Below are 14347 nucleotides of genomic sequence, written 5' to 3'. Positions count from 1 at the left end.
GGCACCTCCCGGAGGGGTCACGTGCGGGGCACCGGAACATCGGCCCACCGGCCGCGTAGCCAGAACGGGTGCGGCCAAACGGGCGGGGCGCCGTGCGGGTGTCCCGGTCATCCGGGCGGGCCGGCGGGGTCCGCCGGGGCGGCCTGCCATCCGGTCCAGCGGTGGACGGTGACCGCGATCACCGGTCCGCGGGGCGGGGTGCGGGCGTACTGCGGGTACTTCCGCCGCAGGGCGGCGACGGCTGCCTCGTACTCAGCGCGCTCCTCGTACTGCTCGTACTCCTGGTACTCCGCGCGCTTCTCGTACTCCGCGTACTCCGCGTACTCCGCGTGCTCCGCGTGCTCCTCGTGCTCCTCGTGCTCCCGGCGCGTGTCCGCCGCCGGGGCGCCGGGGCCGTGGGGCGCCAGGATTCTGGCGCCGCCGTCGGCCCGGGCCCACCACAGGCGGTCCCAGTCCTCGTCGTAGGCGTCGGCCAGCAGGCACACGGCCGGGGAGACCTCGATGTTGTGCAGCCGCTTGAGGCGGGCGGTGGTCTTGGGCTTGTGGTCGACAGCCGTGACGATCCCGTCGGCGCCGTCGGTGGCGAACACCACCGGGACCAGGTGCGGGCGCCCGGCGTCGTCCACCGTGGCCAGCCGGGCCACCCGGGCGGCGGCGAACCGCGAGCGCGCCTGGTGGGGGCTCATCCGTGGCACGGGCTGCCTCCCGTCCTTCTTCCTCCGTCGTTCGGCTCCCCTCCCGCTTCCTTCCGAGTCGCCGGGCTCCCCTCCCGCTTCCTTCCGTCGCCCGGCTCCCCTCCCGCGTCACACCGGGTACCCGCCGGCGAGCGGGGACGATTCGCGTGCGGGCGGCCGGGCACCCGGGGCGCACTGTGCATGGAGAACGACGAACGCCGCGCGTCCTGCTCACCGGGTGGTTCAGCTTCCCGGACGGCGAGGCGACCGCCGGCGACGTACTGGCCCTGCACCGGGTGGAGGACGTGCTGCGGCGGTCCGGGCTGGCGTACGACGTCGCCTGGAGCCCCGGTTTCCGGCCCGGCGCGCTGCACCTGCAGGACGCGCCGGCCGAGCGGTACGGGTGGCTGGTGTTCGTGTGCGGTCCGCTGCACGGGCCGCAGATCGAGGCGCTGCACCGCCGGTACGCGCACTGTGTGCGGATCGCGGTGGGCACCTCCGTGATCGACCCGGCCGCCCCCGCCGTCACCGGCTTCCACCGGGTCCTGGCCAGGGACGCGGCCGGCGCCGAGCCGTCCCGGGACCTCGCCGCCCGCGCCCCCGCCCTGCCGGACCGGCCCGTCGTGGGAGTCGTCCTCACCCACGGGCAGCACGAGTACGGGGGCGCACGGCGGCACGAGGCGGTCGCCCGGGAGGTGACCGCCTGGCTGCACGGCAAGGACTGCGCGCGTCTGGAGCTGGAGACCCGGCTCGACGTCCACGACTGGCGGCTGTGCGCCACGCCGGCCCAACTGGAGTCCCTGCTCGACCGCGTGGACGTGGTGGTCACCGACCGGCTGCACGGGATGGTGCTCGCGCTGCGGGCCGGCACGCCGGCGCTGGCCGTGGACCCGGTCGTGGGCGGCGCGAAGGTGACCGCCCAGGCACGGGCCTGCGGCTGGCCCGCGCTGGTGCCCGCCGAGCGGGTCGGCGCGGCGGAGCTGGAGCGCTGGTGGGGCTGGTGCCTGTCCTCGGGCCGGGTGGCGGCGCGGCGGCTGCGGGACGAGTTCGCCTCCGGCGCCGGCGAGGACGGCGCGGACCGGCTCGCGGGGGCGCTCCGGCCGCCCGGCGCCGGTTAGTTCGGCGGCGTCCGGGCACCCGGGATCCATTGCGGCAGGCAGGCCGGTTCCCCGTAGGAGCAACAGTGTCGACAAGCCGACTTCCCGATCATGAACAGCGCATTCTCGACGAGATCGAGCGCGCCCTGAGCCGTGACCGCCGGCTGGCGAGGCGGCTGCGCACGGCGCGCCGCCGACGCCGGCCCGATCTGTCCGGGGTCGCGTCCTGGACGCCCCGCCCGTGGACCGTGCTCCTGCTGCTGGCCGTGTCGGTCGCCCTGATGACGGCCGGCATCGTGACCTCGCGGCCCGGGGTGATCTGGGCGTTCGCCGCGGTGTGGCCGCTGTCCCTGTTCGCCGCCTTCCGGCTGCTGTGCCGGTGGACGGGGTCCTGAGCGCGCCCGCACCGCGACCGCCGTCACGGCTCGCACCGCCTTCGGCCGTGCGAGCCGTTTGCCCCCTGGGGCCGGGGGGACCCGCCGGACGGAGGTGATCGTCGTGCCCGGGCCAGGAAGCAAGAAGTACGACACCAAGCGCGCGAGGGCGCGCAAGGAGGCGGAGCGGTCGGGCATCTCCGACCAGGACGCCAACGAGGCCGCCAACGAGCGGCTGCAGCAGGACCCCAAGTTCCGCAGCAGCGGCCCGCGCACCGAGCGGGGACGCGGCCCCAAGGGCGAGCGGCCCGGGAACACCGACCAGGGAGACGAACCGACCAGGGAGACGAGGCCCCGCACACGCTCCGGCGTGTGCGGGGCCCTTCGTCGCCCCTGTTCGTCACCCGGTGTAGCTGCGGGCCGTCGAGCGGCGCTGGCTGTCCTCCAGCAGTCTGAACCGCCCCTCCACCTCCGGCGGCAGCACGCGCCGCTCGCGCAGTACCCACGGCAGCGCGGCCGTCGCCTCGGCGAAGGCCCGCAGCGACGCGGTGTCGCGGGGCACCGTGCGGGCCAGGTGCAGGGTGCGGCGCAGGGCGCGCGGGACGGGGCGGCGCAGCCAGGTGAACCACAGCGTGTTGCGGATGCCGTCCCTGCGCCGGCGGGTCGGGTCCCGCACCGTGGACGGCTGGTGATGGATCGTCAGTTGTTCGGCGTAGGTCAGCCACCAGCCGTCCGCGGCGAGGTCGGCGGCGAGCAGTTCCTCCTCGCCGCCCAGCCACAGCCGCGGGTTGAAGCCGCCCGCCCGCCGGAACGCGTCGGTGCGCAGCACGGTCGCCGCGGCCAGGAAGGAGCCGAGCGCGGGCCCGGGCAGCCAGCGCGGCCCGGGCACGGGCGAGTCGCGCAGCTCCGCCACGATCGGGTCCTCGGTGCCGTCCGGTTCCACGAGGATGCGGGCGGTGACGGTGCCGAGCGCGGGATGCCGGTCGAGCAGGTCGGCCGCGCCGGACAGGGCGCCCGGCGACCACCACGAGTCGTCGTCGCAGAAGGCCACGTAGGGCGTGCGCACCCGGCGCACGGCGAGGTTGCGGCCCACGGCGCCGAGGTTGCGGCCCGGGCGCAGCAGCCGTACCTGCGGATGGTGGCGGGCCACGGCGGTGGACGTGCCGTCGGTGGAGCCGTTGTCGGTGACGATCACCTCGGGCCGCTCGGGGAGTTCCGCCAGGCGGTCGAGGGTGCGCAGGAGTTCGGGGCGCCGGTTGTGGGTGATGACCACGACGGTGGTGCGCGGGTCGGTCACGGGGGCCTCCGGGGGTCGTGGGTCAGCCGTTCGGGACCGAGCGGGCGGCCCGTTCCACGTGCGGGGGCAGCGGGCGGCGGGCCGCCAGGGCGCCGGGGAGGCGGGTGAGGGTCTCGCGCAGGGCGCGGCGGGCGCCGGGGTCGTGGCGGGCGTCGGCCGCGAGGGCGCCGGTGCGGGCCAGGGCGTGCGGCAGCGGGCGGCGCAGCCAGGCGGTGAGGACGGTGTTGCGGCGCTGGACGGCGGGGCGGCCGGTGCGCGGGGTGGGCGCGGGATGGTGGTGGGCGACCACCTCGGGGCAGTGGGTGACGCCCCAGCCGCGGGCGGCCAGGTCGTAGGCGAGCAGGGTCTCCTCGCCGCCGAAGAACAGCACGGGGTGGAAGCCGCCCGCGTCCAGGTAGGCGGTGCGGCGGGTGACGCAGGCGCAGGCGAGGAAGCCGAGGACCTGGGTGCCGGGCAGATCGGTGGCGGGGCCGAGCGGGGAGCCGGCGAGCATCTCGTTCAGCGGGTCGGGCTCCTGCCCGGGGCCGACGAGGGTGCGGGCGGAGAGCAGGCCGAGCCGCGGGTGGGCGTCGAAGAGCCGGGCGGCCCGCTCCAGGGCGCCCGGGGCCCACCAGGAGTCGTCGTCGCTGAAGGCCACGTAGGGGGTGGTCAGGGCGCGGACGCCGGCGGTGCGGGCGAGGGCGCCGCGGTTGGCGGGCAGGGCCAGCACGCGGACCTCGGGGAAGTCGCGGGCGAGCAGGGTGCGGGTGCCGTCGGTGGAGGCGTTGTCCGCCACGACGATCTCGGGCCGCTCGGGCAGGGCGAGCAGGTGGCGGAGGGTGACGGCGAGAGTGTCCGCGCGGTCGCGGGTGGCGATGACCACGCCGACGGAGGAGCGTTCCATGGTGCTGGTCTCCCGTCGCCTCTACGGCATCGGTGGCATCGGTGGCTCGGGGCGCCGCGGCGCGCGGTCGCCGGGTTGCTGCGGCGGCCGGCCCGGTGGGCCTGGGGGTGAGCCGGGCGGTCCCGGGGCCGGGAGGGTGTCGAGGGCCCGCAGGACCTCGCCGGGGGTGATCCGCAGCAGCGCGGGGTCGGGGCGGCGGCCGTGCGGGTCGCCCCGCGGGCCGTGCCACAGGGCGGCGTGGCGCGGGTCGCCGGCGGGCGGGCCCCAGCGGCTGGGCGGGACCGGGCCGCACAGGGTGACCGAGGGGGTGGCGTGGGCGACCGCGAGGTGGGCGATGCCGGTGTCGCCGCTGACGACGGCACGGGCGCCGGCCACCAGGGCGGAGAACCGATCCAGCGGGAGCCCGCCGCCGAGGACGTCGGTGTCGGGCAGGCCCGCCTTCTTGGCGAGCGTGGCCACCAGGTCCCCCTCGTCCGCTCCCCCGGTGACGACGACGCGGTGACCGCGGGCGCGCAGCGCCTCGGCCACGGCGGCGTACCGGCCGGCCGGCCAGCAGCGGGCCGGGGAGCCGGCGCCGGGGTGCACGACGACCGCGCCGGGGGCCGGGCAGGGCGCGGACGGGCGGGGCAGCCGCAGGTCGGCGGGGTCGGCGTCGACGCCGTACCAGCGCAGCAGGCGGCACCAGCGCTCACGTTCGTGCTCGTCGGCGTACCACGGCGGACCCTCGACGTCCGGTGTGCCGGGGTGCGCGAAGGCGAACAGCCGGGCCGGGCGCAGGGCGGCCAGGAGCAGGTGGCTGGGCGGTCCGTTGCCGTGCAGGTCGACGGCCACGTCCGGCGGGGGGCCGCTCCAGTCGAGCGTGCGGGGTACGGCTCGGCCGGGCGCGGCCGCGGGCAGCAGCCGGTCCACGGCGCCGGTGGCCGCCACGAGCGGCGCCAGCCCGGCCGGCGCGGCGAGCACCAGCTCGTGGTGCGGGAAGGCGCGGCGGAGTGCCCGCAGGGCCGGGACGCCGGCCAGCAGGTCCCCCAGGCCGAGCGCTCGCAGCACCAGCAGCCGCGGACGGCGCACGCCCCCGCCGGCCCCCGCACCGGTACCGCCCTCGGGGCCGGCACCGGCCCCCGTCCCGGTCCCGATGCCGGCCCCGGTGTCCGTACCGGCGGCCGTTCCGGCGGCCCTTCCGCCCCGGCGCGTCACCGTGCGCCCTCCGCCGCCCTCGCCATCAGGGCCGTCGAGGAGCGGCCGTCGAGGTACGGGAGCAGGACGGCCTGCCCGCCCCACTCCTCCAGGAGGGCGGCCTCCGGGAGTTCCGCGCCCGCGTAGTCGCCGCCCTTGACCCAGACGTCCGGGCGGAGTTCGGCCAGCAGGCTCTCGGGGGTGTCCTCGTCGAAGACCGCCACCGCGTCGACGCAGGCCAGCGCGCTCAGCACGCGCACCCGGTCGGCCAGCGGGTTGACCGGGCGGCCCTCGCCCTTGCGGCGGCGCACGGAGGAGTCGGAGTTGACGCACACGACCAGGCAGTCGCCCACCCGCCGGGCGGCCTGGAGGAGGCCCACGTGCCCGGCGTGCAGCAGGTCGAAGCAGCCGCCCGCCGCGACGACGGTGCCGCCGCCCGCACGGACGCGGGCGACCACGCCGGCCGGGTCCTCCCCCTGCGGCGGGGCGGCGGGGGTGCGCCGGGTGCCCTGCAGGGCGCCGGCGCCGCCCGCGCCCACGAAGGCGGTCGCCGCGGTGACGGCGCCCTCCACGGCCTCGCCCACCAGCGCGCCGTCGGCGAGCAGTCCGGCGGCCGTGGCGGCGAAGCGGTCGCCGGCGCCGCAGGGGTCGCCGTGGTGGGCGGCGGTCACCGGGACCAGCAGCGGGTGCTCGCCGTACGACAGCAGCGCGCCGCGCGCCCCGAGGGTCACCGTGACGGCGGCGACCCGCCAGTGCCGTACCAGGGCGGTGGCCTCGTGGGCGACGGCGCGCAGTGCGTTGCCGGGGGCGGACCGGTCGGCGGCGCCGTCGTGCCCGGGGCCGGCGTCCAGGGCCGCGGCGAAGGCGTGCGCCTCCGCGCGGGCCGGGGTGACCAGGCGGGTGCCCGGCACCGGGGGGCCGCCGCGCGGGTGGGGGTCCCAGACCACCGGGGGCCGTCCGGCCAGCTCCTCGCGCAGGGCGTCCGCCGCGCCGCGGCCGTAGTCGGAGACCAGGACGGCGCGGGCGCCGGACAGCGCCGTACGGGCCTCGGCGGTGGCCCGCAGGACGCGGCCGTCGCCGCGGTCCAGGCGGACCACGGGGCGGCCCTGGGCGAGCACGCGGGTCTTCTCCGGCAGCGCTCCGGTCGTCGGCAGGGGGACCAGCCTCAGCCAGGGTTCGAGCAGCCGGCGCAGCTCCCGGCCGGCCGGGCCGTCGTCCAGGCCGGTGACCAAGGTGACGTCGCGGCCGTCGCGGGCGGCGAGGTACGCGGTCAGGGCGGCGCCTCCCGGCCGTACCCGCTCGTCGCAGTCGGCGACGACCGGTACGGGCGCGTCGGGCGCGAGCCGGTCCGCGTGTCCGGTCAGGTCGCGGTCCAGCAGGGCGTCGCCCACCACGACCAGGGGTGCCTTGCCCGTCATGTCACCTCCCGTGCCGCTCGACGGCGGCGTCGAAGGCCGCGCAGACCATGTGCACGGCGACCAGGTGGAGTTCCTGCACGGTGGCCGTGGACGCCCCGGCCACGCACAGCGCCTCGTCGCTGCCCGCGCTGAGCGGGTTGGGTGCCGGGCCGGTCAGCGCCCACACGCGCAGGCCGGCGGCGCGGCCGGCGTCGGCGGCGGACAGCAGGTTCGCGCTGGCGCCGCTGGTGGACAGCAGCATCAGGACGTCGCCGCGGCGGCCGTGGGCGCGCACCTGGCGGGCGAACACCGCGTCCACGCCGTAGTCGTTGGCGATGGCGGTGGTGCTGGAGGTGTCCGCGTGCAGGGCGATCGCGGAGAACGGCGGCCGGTCGTCGCGGTAGCGGCCGACGAGTTCGGCGGTGAGGTGCTGGGCCTGGGCGGCGCTGCCTCCGTTGCCCGCGGCGAGCAGCCGCCCGCCGCCCCCGAGGACGGCGGCGAGCCGTTCCCCCCACCGCTGGGTGATGTGCGCGGAGCCGCGGAACTGCCCGAGGGCGTCCAGGAGTTCGTCGCAGTGGCCGGTGACGGCCGGTGTCCCGACGCTCATGGCGTCACCTCCGGGAACTCGGTGGGGGGACGGCGTACGGCGGGCATCACGCCACCTCCGGGTACGGCGGGCATCACGCCACCTCCGGCTTCGGCTCGTGGGCGGCCGTGACGCGCCGGTAGACCTGTTCGGCGCCGTCGGCGACGCGCGCCCAGGTGAAGCGGGCGAGGACGCGTTCGCGGCCGGCCGCGCCGTAGCGGTGGCGGGTGCGGTCGCTGCCGAGCAGTTCGCGCACGGCGGCGGCGACGGCCGCGGGGTCGCCCCCGGGGACCAGCCGGCCGGTGCGCCCGTCGGCCACCGAGTCGCGGTGGCCGCCGACGTCGGTGGCGACGACGGGCACCGCGCAGGCCATGGCCTCCAGCGGCACGATCCCGAACGGCTCGTACACCGGTGTGCACAGCACCAGGTCGGCGCTGCGGATCAGGGCGGGCATCCGCCGCGGGTCGACGGCGCCGAGCAGCCGTACCCGGTCGCCGACGCCCTCCTGTTCGGCCAGCCGGCGCAGCCGTTCGGCCTCGGGTTCGGTGTGCAGCAGCGCGGCCGGCGGGCCGCCGGCGACGAGGAGTTCGGCGTGCGGGATCCGGGTGAGGGCGCGGATGGCCTGGTCGTAGCCCTTGCGGCGGACGAGCCGGCCGCAGGCGAGCAGCCGGTGCCGCTGGACGCGGGCGGGCGCGCCGCAGGCGTCGGCGCGCGGGTGGAAGTGGCCGGCGTCCACCCCGCAGGGCACCACGGAGACATGGCCCGGGGAGATGCCCATGTCCGCGAGTTCGTGGACCTCGTCGGTGCAGGTCGCCAGGACCCGTTCGCAGGTGCGGCCGATCTGCCGTTCGATGCCGATGCGTTCGCGCGGACTGGTGTCGTCCCTGCCCTGGTGGCGGCGCTTGACGGTGCCGAGGGCGTGGTACGTGTGGACGACCGGGATGCCGTGCGGGCCGGCGCCGAGCAGGGAGGCCATGCCGGACATCCAGAAGTGGGCGTGCACCACGTCGGGCCGCTCGTGGCGCCAGACGCGGGCCAGATGGCCGCCGAAGGCCGGCATGTACTCGAACAGGGCGTCCTTCGGGAGGACTTCGGGCGGCCCGGCCGGCACGTGCTCGACCATGCCGCCGCCGGGCAGCGGCACGCGGTCGGGCAGGTCCGGGCCGTCGCGGCGGGTGTGGACGGTGACGTCGTGTCCGCGGCGGGCCAACTCCTCGGTGAGGCGGGCCACGTACACGTTCTGGCCGCCGGCGTCGACGCCGCCGAGCGCGGCGAGCGGGCTCGCGTGCTCGGACACCATGGCGATCCTCATCGGGTCACCTCCTTCAGCAGCCGCTCCCAGTCGTCCAGGAAGCGGGTCAGTCCGTAGCGGGAGAGCGCGGCGGCGCGCGCCTGCTCGCCGACCGTGCGGGCGTACCCCGGATCAGCGACGAAGTCCCGTACGGCGTCGGTGAGTACGTCGATCCGGTTGGAGACCACCCCGGCGCCCGGGGGCACGGCCTCGGTGACCTCGGTGGTGGCGAGGGCGACCACGGGCATGCCCAGGTGCATCGCCTCCAGCAGCGACAGGCCGAGGGAGGTCCAGCGGACCGGGTGGAGGTACACACGGCGCCTTGCCATCGCCCGGTGCAGTTCCCGCTGCACCAGTTCGTGGGAGCGGCAGCGGCCGGGGGGCAGGCCGAGCCGGCCGGCGAGGCCGTCGGTGCCCATGCCGAAGACGTCGAGCGGGGCGGCCCGCGCGAAGCCCGGCAGCAGGTCGGTGCCGGTGGTACGGCCGCGCCGCACCGGTTCGTTGACGACGACGGCCGCGTGCGGCAGTTCGCCGGTCCACAGCGGGCCCGGGTCGACGACGCCGTGCTCGACGACGGTGGTGTCGGCGCCCCCGGCGTCCCACATCAGGCGGTTGAAGTGGGTGACGTGCACGAGCGGCACAGGGCCGGGCAGGCCGGCGACCGGGTGCCGGGTGTCGGGCACGTCGCCGAGCGGGGCGTTGTGCTCCAGGTACACCATGGGCGGGCGCCGGCCGAGCCACCGCCGTACCAGGTCGTACTCGTGCGGGCGTTGCAGGACGACGACGTCGATGTCCGCGTCGCGCAGCCTCTCCGGCGGCAGTTCGATCACCGAGTCGGGCCAGTCGAAGGTGCGGGCGCGGCCGAGGCCGTCGGGCCCGCGGCCGGGGGTGACCGGGACGACGTAGGTGTGCGGGCCCTGGACGAACGCGGTCGTCCAGGAGCCGTGCACGTGCCAGATCAGGATTCTCACGCCTGCATCACCTTCTCCACGGCGGCGAGCACGTCGTTGGCGGTCACCGACTCCAGGCAGGGGTGCCCGGGCACCGGGCAGTTCCGGGCGCGGCTGCCGGCGCACGGCGCGCGCTGGTCGCCGAGCAGCACGCAGGGGACGCCGTAGGGGCGCCAGCGCTCGGCGGGCACGACGGGGGCGAACAGGGAGACGACGGGGGTGCCCACGGCGGCGGCCAGATGGGCGGGGCCGGTGTTGCCGGTGACGACGGCGCGGGCGCCCGCCAGCACGCCGGACAGTTCGGGCGCGCCGGTGCGGCCGCCGAGGTCCAGGCCGTGGGCGCCGGCCACCCGGGAGGTGAGGTCCTTCTCGCCCCGGCCGCCGGTGACGACGACCCGGTGTCCGGCCGCGGCCAGTTCCCGCACGGCCTGCGCGCAGCGTCCCGGGCTCCAGGCACGGGCGGGGACGCTGGCCCCGGGGTGCAGCACGACGTACGGCCCGGGGCCGGTGAGGTGGGTGGTGTCCGGCGGGGGCAGGACCCGCGGCCGCCCGTCGTCGGGGCGCGGGAAGCCGGCGGCCTCGGCGAGGTCGAGGGCGGCCTCGGCCTCGTGGGCGTGCGGGGCGCGCTGGTGGCGCACGTCGAGCAGCGAGCCGGGGTAGTCCACGCTGTCGGCGGCGATGCGGCGGACGCCGGCCAGGCGCAGCAGCAGGGCGGTGGGCAGCGGGGACTGGTGGAAGGAGGTCAGGACGAGGGCGGTGCCGGCGTCCAGGGCGGCCAGACGGTCCAGGAGGGCGTCGGTCGCCGCGCGGTCGACGGGCGGCGGTTCGAAGCCGGCCCAGGGCGCGTCCCACACCAGGATCTCGTCCACGGCGGGCAGCAGCCGCGCGGCCGGCTCGCCGCGCGGCCCGCACAGCAGGGTGACGTGGTCGGCGCGGGCGGCGACGGCGCGGACGGCGGGCCCGGCGAGCAGGACGTCGCCGAAGCTGTCGAGTCGGGTGACGAGGGCCTTCATCGGGGCCTCCGGCCGTGACCGGCTTCGCGGCCGGCGTGTGCGGGGTCGGCGTATGCGTGTGCGGGGTCGGGGTGTTGGGGGCCGGGGTGTGCGGGGTCGGGGTGTTGAGGGTCGGCGTGTGGCGGGGCGGCGTGTGCGGGGTCGGCCTGCTGAGGGCCCGGGACGGCGTGTGCGGGACCGGTGTGCCGGCAGCCCGGGACGGTGGCGGGCGGGGTGTTCTCCCGGCGGTCTCCGCCGGCGGCCGGGGCGGCGGGCCAGGGGGGTCCGGCGAGCGCGGCGCGGACGGCCGTCGCCAGGTCCGGCGCCACATGGGGTGCGGCGGCCGTCTCCTCGGGCCGGGTCACGGGGGTGGGCACGAGGACGCCGTGGGCGCCGGCGCGCCGGGCGGCCTCGACGTCGGCGCCGATGTCGCCGATCACGACCACGGCGGCGGGCTCGACGGCGAGCCGGGCCGCGGCCGTGAGGATCAGGCCGGGCCGCGGCTTGCGGCAGGGGCAGCCCTCGCCGGGCCCGTGCGGGCACACGGCCCACACGTCGAACGGGCCGAGCAGCGCGTCCACGCGTGCGTTGACGCGGCGGACGTCCGCGGCGGACACCAGACCGCGTGCCACGCCGGACTGGTTGGTGACGACGCCGGTGCGCACGCCCCGGGCGCGCAGCAGCCGTACGGCGTCGCGGGCGCCGTCGACGGGGCGGACCTGGGCGGGGTCGCCGTTGTAGGGGACGTCCTCGACGAGGGTGCCGTCCCGGTCGAAGAGCACCGCGCGGACGGCGGGCGGCGGACGGTTCACGGCGCCACCTCCCCCTCCCGCCAGGCGGGGGCACGGCGGTGCCGCCACAGCCCGCTCAGCCAGTGCCAGCCGGCCACCGGGGGGATGAGGACGCTGGTGGCGACCATGGTGGTCACCTCCTCACGGGTGCGTGGCCCGGGCGCGATGCGCGCCCAGGCGAACTCCGCGGTGCCCGCCGCCCAGCCGAGCGCGGCGACGGCCGCGGCGCGGCGGCGCCCGGCCAGCGCGAGGGCGCAGGCGCCGGCGCCCGCGGCGGTGATGGCGAGGTGGGAGCGGATGCGGCCGCGCGGGGCGACCGCCTTCTGCCACCAGTCGCGTCCGTGCAGGCGCAGCATGAGCGCGTCGTCGGCGTTGCCGCGCTGGGCGCGCAGGGACACCCAGCGGTCGGCGGGGCGCACCGGGTGCCGGGTGGTGCGGCGGCCCTGGCGGATGCGCCAGCCGGCGTCCAGGACGCGCAGCGCGAGGTCGGCGTCCTCGCGGAAGGCGCGCCGGAAGCGTTCGTCGAAGCCGGCGACCTGCTTGAGCGCCTCGGTGCGGTAGGCCATGTCGGCGGTGATCCAGCGGGCCTGTGCGAGTCCGGCGGTGTTGCGCTCCCAGTCGGTGGGGCGCCGCTCCCCCGGCAGGGGCACCGCGATCACCCCCTGGACGGCGCCGGTGTCGGGGCTCGCCTCGGCCAGGTCCTGGGTGAGCTGGTCGCACCAGTGCGGGCCCACCTGGACGTCGTCGTCGAGGAAGGCCACCCAGGGCGTGGTGACGGCGCGCAGCCCGGTGTTGCGGGCGGCGGCGGGTCCGCGGCCGCCGCTGGTGAGCACGGTGGTGCGGTCGCGGAGTTCGCCGAGGACGCTCAGCGGGTGGTCCAGGGCGCCGGGTTCGGGGTCGGGCCGGTCGTCCACGAGGACGATCTCCTCCGGGGGCGGCCCGATGGCGGCGGCGAGCGCGGCCAGGCAGTCGGCGAGGGTGGCCCGGGCCAGGGTGGGCACGACCACGGCGTAGGCGGGCCCGGCGGCGTGGCCGTCGTGGTGGCCGGCGGTCCGGTGGCCGGCGGCGCGGCGGTCGCGGTGGCCGTCGGTGCGGCTCATGCGTACGCCCTTCCCCTGCGCACCGCGTACGGGCCGATGGCCAGCAGGTCCACGGGCGCGCTGCCGAAGCACTCCAGCGCGTCGCGCGGGTCGTCGACCATGGGCCGGCCGGCGGTGTTCAGGCTGGTGTTGACGACGACGGGCAGTCCGGTGTGCCGTTCGAAGTCCCGCAGCATGCGGGCGACCAGCGGTTCGTGCCGCTCGTCGACGGTCTGGATGCGGGCGGTGCCGTCGACGTGCACCACGGCCGGGATGCGGGCGCGCCAGTCGCGGTGGACGTCGTGCACGAAGAGCATGTACGGGCTGGGGAGGGGCCCTTGGAACAGTTCGTGGGCGCGTTCGGCGAGCACCATGGGCGCGACCGGCCGGAACTCCTCGCGGCCCTTGACCCGGTTGAGCCGTTCCAGGTTCTCGGCACGGCCGGGATGGGCGAGCAGGGAGCGGTGGCCGAGGGCGCGCGGGCCGTACTCGCTGCGGCCCTGGAACCAGGCGACCACGCCGTCGCGGGCCAGTTCCCGGGCGACCGTCGCGGCGATGTCGTCGGGCCGTTCGTACGGTACGCCGGCCTCCTCGAGCCAGTGGCGCAGTTCGTCGTCGCTCCAGCCGCGGCCGAGGTCGGCGCCCGGCATGGGTCCGGGCGTCTCGCCCTCGCTCGCGGCGAGGTACAGGGCGCCGCCCAGCGCGGTGCCGGCGTCGCCGGCGGCGGGCTGGACCCACACGTGCCGGTACGGGCCCCGGGCGGCGATCGCCGAGTTGGCGACGCAGTTGAGGGCGACGCCGCCGGCCATGGCGAGGGCTTCGCCGCCCGCCTCCCGGTGCAGCCAGTGGACGAGTTCGAGCAGGACCTCCTCCAGCACCGCCTGGCAACTGGCCGCGAGGTCGGCGTGGTCCCGGGTCCATGGCTCGTGCCTGCCGCGCGGCGGGGCGAGGGCGGCCCAGTCGACGTCGTGGGCGCGGAAGCCGCCGTCGGACGTGGCGTGGACGTGGGGGCGCAACTGGGGCAGGAAGCGCGGCTTGCCGTAGGAGGCGAGCGCCATGACCTTGTACTCGTCGCTGCTGCGCAGGAAGCCGAGGTGTGCGGTGAGTTCCTCGTAGACGAGGCCGAGGGAGTCGGGCAGGGCCTGTGCGGCGAGTGTGTCGAGCTTGCCGTCGTGGAAGCGGCCCGCGAGGTGGGAGGCGGCCTCGCCGCGGCCGTCCAGGACGAGCACGGCGCTGTCCGGGTGCGGGGAGGCGGGACCGGCGGAGGCGGCGTGCGCGATGTGGTGCGGCACGAAGACGACCTTGGCCGGGTCCAGGCCGGGCAGCGCCTCGGCGAGGAACTCCGGGGCGCGGCGCGCGTACTCCAGGCGCAGCGGGTCCCACGGGTCGGACAGGCCCAGGTCGGCGGCGGGCCGGGCGAGGGCGGGGTCGAAGGAGTAGGTGACGGCGTCCAGTTCCTCCGGCCGTACGCCCGCGTGTTCCAGGCACCAGCGGGCGGAGAGCTCCGGCAGTTCCCACGCGGAGAACGGCACCGGGCGCTTGCCGTGCTTGCGTCGGCTGAAGCGCTCCTCCTCGGCGGCCGCGACCGTGCGGCCGTCGACGACGAGGGCGGCGGCCGGGTCGTGGAACAGGGCGTTGATACCAAGGATGCGCATGGGGGCGGCTCCGTCCCGTTGGCGGAAGGTTCTGCGTGGGGACTTGCGGCTCGTGGGGCCCGCGGACCGCGTTCTCGGCTCTGTGGTGCGAGTGGGCTCCTGTGCCGG

General features: G+C 77.5%; 14 protein-coding genes. 2 read left to right on the top strand and 12 right to left on the bottom strand.

Going from position 1 to position 14347, the window contains the following annotated elements; all coding sequences use genetic code 11:
* Window positions 1-107: 107 nt before the first annotated feature.
* A complete protein-coding gene (locus ACI2LW_RS08290; RefSeq protein WP_404730362.1) occupies window positions 108-686 on the bottom strand; it encodes a TIGR03668 family PPOX class F420-dependent oxidoreductase in 579 nt (192 codons plus the stop codon).
* Window positions 687-871: 185 nt separating this feature from the next.
* On the opposite strand from ACI2LW_RS08290, the gene ACI2LW_RS08285 reads away from it, so the two are divergent.
* Both ACI2LW_RS08285 and ACI2LW_RS08280 read left to right on the top strand, forming a co-directional pair.
* Window positions 872-1792 (top strand): polysaccharide pyruvyl transferase family protein, encoded by a 921-nt coding sequence (locus tag ACI2LW_RS08285; RefSeq protein ID WP_404730361.1) that lies wholly within the window; start codon window positions 872-874, stop codon window positions 1790-1792.
* A 65-nt stretch (window positions 1793-1857) separates the two neighbouring features.
* A complete protein-coding gene (locus ACI2LW_RS08280) occupies window positions 1858-2166 on the top strand; it encodes a DUF3040 domain-containing protein (protein ID WP_404730360.1) in 309 nt (102 codons plus the stop codon).
* A gap of 379 nt (window positions 2167-2545) precedes the next feature.
* Here ACI2LW_RS08280 and ACI2LW_RS08275 read toward each other — a convergent pair whose 3' ends face one another.
* The 11 genes from ACI2LW_RS08275 to ACI2LW_RS08225 form a co-directional block, all read right to left on the bottom strand.
* Window positions 2546-3442: a glycosyltransferase family 2 protein gene (locus ACI2LW_RS08275; protein ID WP_404730359.1), complete on the bottom strand. Its 897-nt coding sequence runs from the start codon at window positions 3440-3442 to the stop codon at window positions 2546-2548.
* A gap of 22 nt (window positions 3443-3464) precedes the next feature.
* Window positions 3465-4325: a glycosyltransferase family 2 protein gene (locus ACI2LW_RS08270; protein ID WP_404730358.1), complete on the bottom strand. Its 861-nt coding sequence runs from the start codon at window positions 4323-4325 to the stop codon at window positions 3465-3467.
* Between the two features lie 21 nt (window positions 4326-4346).
* Complete coding sequence (locus tag ACI2LW_RS08265) at window positions 4347-5393, bottom strand: glycosyltransferase family 9 protein (protein ID WP_404730357.1); 1047 nt, start codon at window positions 5391-5393, stop codon at window positions 4347-4349.
* A 122-nt stretch (window positions 5394-5515) separates the two neighbouring features.
* A complete protein-coding gene (rfaE2, locus tag ACI2LW_RS08260) occupies window positions 5516-6916 on the bottom strand; it encodes a D-glycero-beta-D-manno-heptose 1-phosphate adenylyltransferase (protein ID WP_404730356.1) in 1401 nt (466 codons plus the stop codon).
* A gap of 1 nt (window position 6917) precedes the next feature.
* The gene (locus ACI2LW_RS08255) at window positions 6918-7502 is read right to left on the bottom strand and encodes an SIS domain-containing protein (RefSeq protein ID WP_404730355.1); all 585 of its coding nucleotides are present in this window, start codon (window positions 7500-7502) and stop codon (window positions 6918-6920) included.
* Between the two features lie 73 nt (window positions 7503-7575).
* Entirely contained in the window at window positions 7576-8793 is a 1218-nt protein-coding gene (locus ACI2LW_RS08250; RefSeq protein ID WP_404730354.1) for a glycosyltransferase, read from the bottom strand.
* A complete protein-coding gene (locus tag ACI2LW_RS08245; protein ID WP_404730353.1) occupies window positions 8790-9743 on the bottom strand; it encodes a glycosyltransferase in 954 nt (317 codons plus the stop codon). Before ACI2LW_RS08245 ends, ACI2LW_RS08250 begins: the two co-directional genes overlap by 4 nt.
* Window positions 9740-10735 (bottom strand): glycosyltransferase family 9 protein, encoded by a 996-nt coding sequence (locus ACI2LW_RS08240; protein WP_404730352.1) that lies wholly within the window; start codon window positions 10733-10735, stop codon window positions 9740-9742. The genes ACI2LW_RS08245 and ACI2LW_RS08240 overlap by 4 nt, the downstream gene beginning before the upstream one ends.
* The gene (locus tag ACI2LW_RS08235) at window positions 10732-11526 is read right to left on the bottom strand and encodes an HAD-IIIA family hydrolase (RefSeq protein WP_404730351.1); all 795 of its coding nucleotides are present in this window, start codon (window positions 11524-11526) and stop codon (window positions 10732-10734) included. Before ACI2LW_RS08235 ends, ACI2LW_RS08240 begins: the two co-directional genes overlap by 4 nt.
* Window positions 11523-12605, bottom strand: a complete 1083-nt coding sequence (locus ACI2LW_RS08230; RefSeq protein ID WP_404730350.1) for a glycosyltransferase family 2 protein — start codon at window positions 12603-12605, stop codon at window positions 11523-11525. The genes ACI2LW_RS08235 and ACI2LW_RS08230 overlap by 4 nt, the downstream gene beginning before the upstream one ends.
* Window positions 12602-14239 (bottom strand): carbamoyltransferase, encoded by a 1638-nt coding sequence (locus ACI2LW_RS08225; protein WP_404730349.1) that lies wholly within the window; start codon window positions 14237-14239, stop codon window positions 12602-12604. The genes ACI2LW_RS08230 and ACI2LW_RS08225 overlap by 4 nt, the downstream gene beginning before the upstream one ends.
* Between the last annotated feature and the right edge of the window lie 108 nt (window positions 14240-14347).

Source organism: Streptomyces sp. NPDC004065, assembly GCF_044903565.1.
GTDB lineage: Bacteria > Actinomycetota > Actinomycetes > Streptomycetales > Streptomycetaceae > Streptomyces.
This window is presented reverse-complemented; position numbering and strand designations above follow the sequence as displayed.

Bases quoted from the DNA above. Each gene is read 5' to 3' on its own strand.
- ACI2LW_RS08290 (WP_404730362.1), bottom strand. From the start codon at position 686: ATGAGCCCCCACCAGGCGCGCTCGCGGTTCGCCGCCGCCCGGGTGGCC.
- ACI2LW_RS08270 (WP_404730358.1), bottom strand. From the start codon at position 4,325: ATGGAACGCTCCTCCGTCGGCGTGGTCATCGCCACCCGCGACCGCGCG.
- rfaE2 (WP_404730356.1), bottom strand. From the start codon at position 6,916: ATGACGGGCAAGGCACCCCTGGTCGTGGTGGGCGACGCCCTGCTGGAC.
- ACI2LW_RS08255 (WP_404730355.1), bottom strand. From the start codon at position 7,502: ATGAGCGTCGGGACACCGGCCGTCACCGGCCACTGCGACGAACTCCTG.
- ACI2LW_RS08250 (WP_404730354.1), bottom strand. From the start codon at position 8,793: ATGAGGATCGCCATGGTGTCCGAGCACGCGAGCCCGCTCGCCGCGCTC.
- ACI2LW_RS08240 (WP_404730352.1), bottom strand. From the start codon at position 10,735: ATGAAGGCCCTCGTCACCCGACTCGACAGCTTCGGCGACGTCCTGCTC.
- ACI2LW_RS08230 (WP_404730350.1), bottom strand. From the start codon at position 12,605: ATGAGCCGCACCGACGGCCACCGCGACCGCCGCGCCGCCGGCCACCGG.
- ACI2LW_RS08225 (WP_404730349.1), bottom strand. From the start codon at position 14,239: ATGCGCATCCTTGGTATCAACGCCCTGTTCCACGACCCGGCCGCCGCC.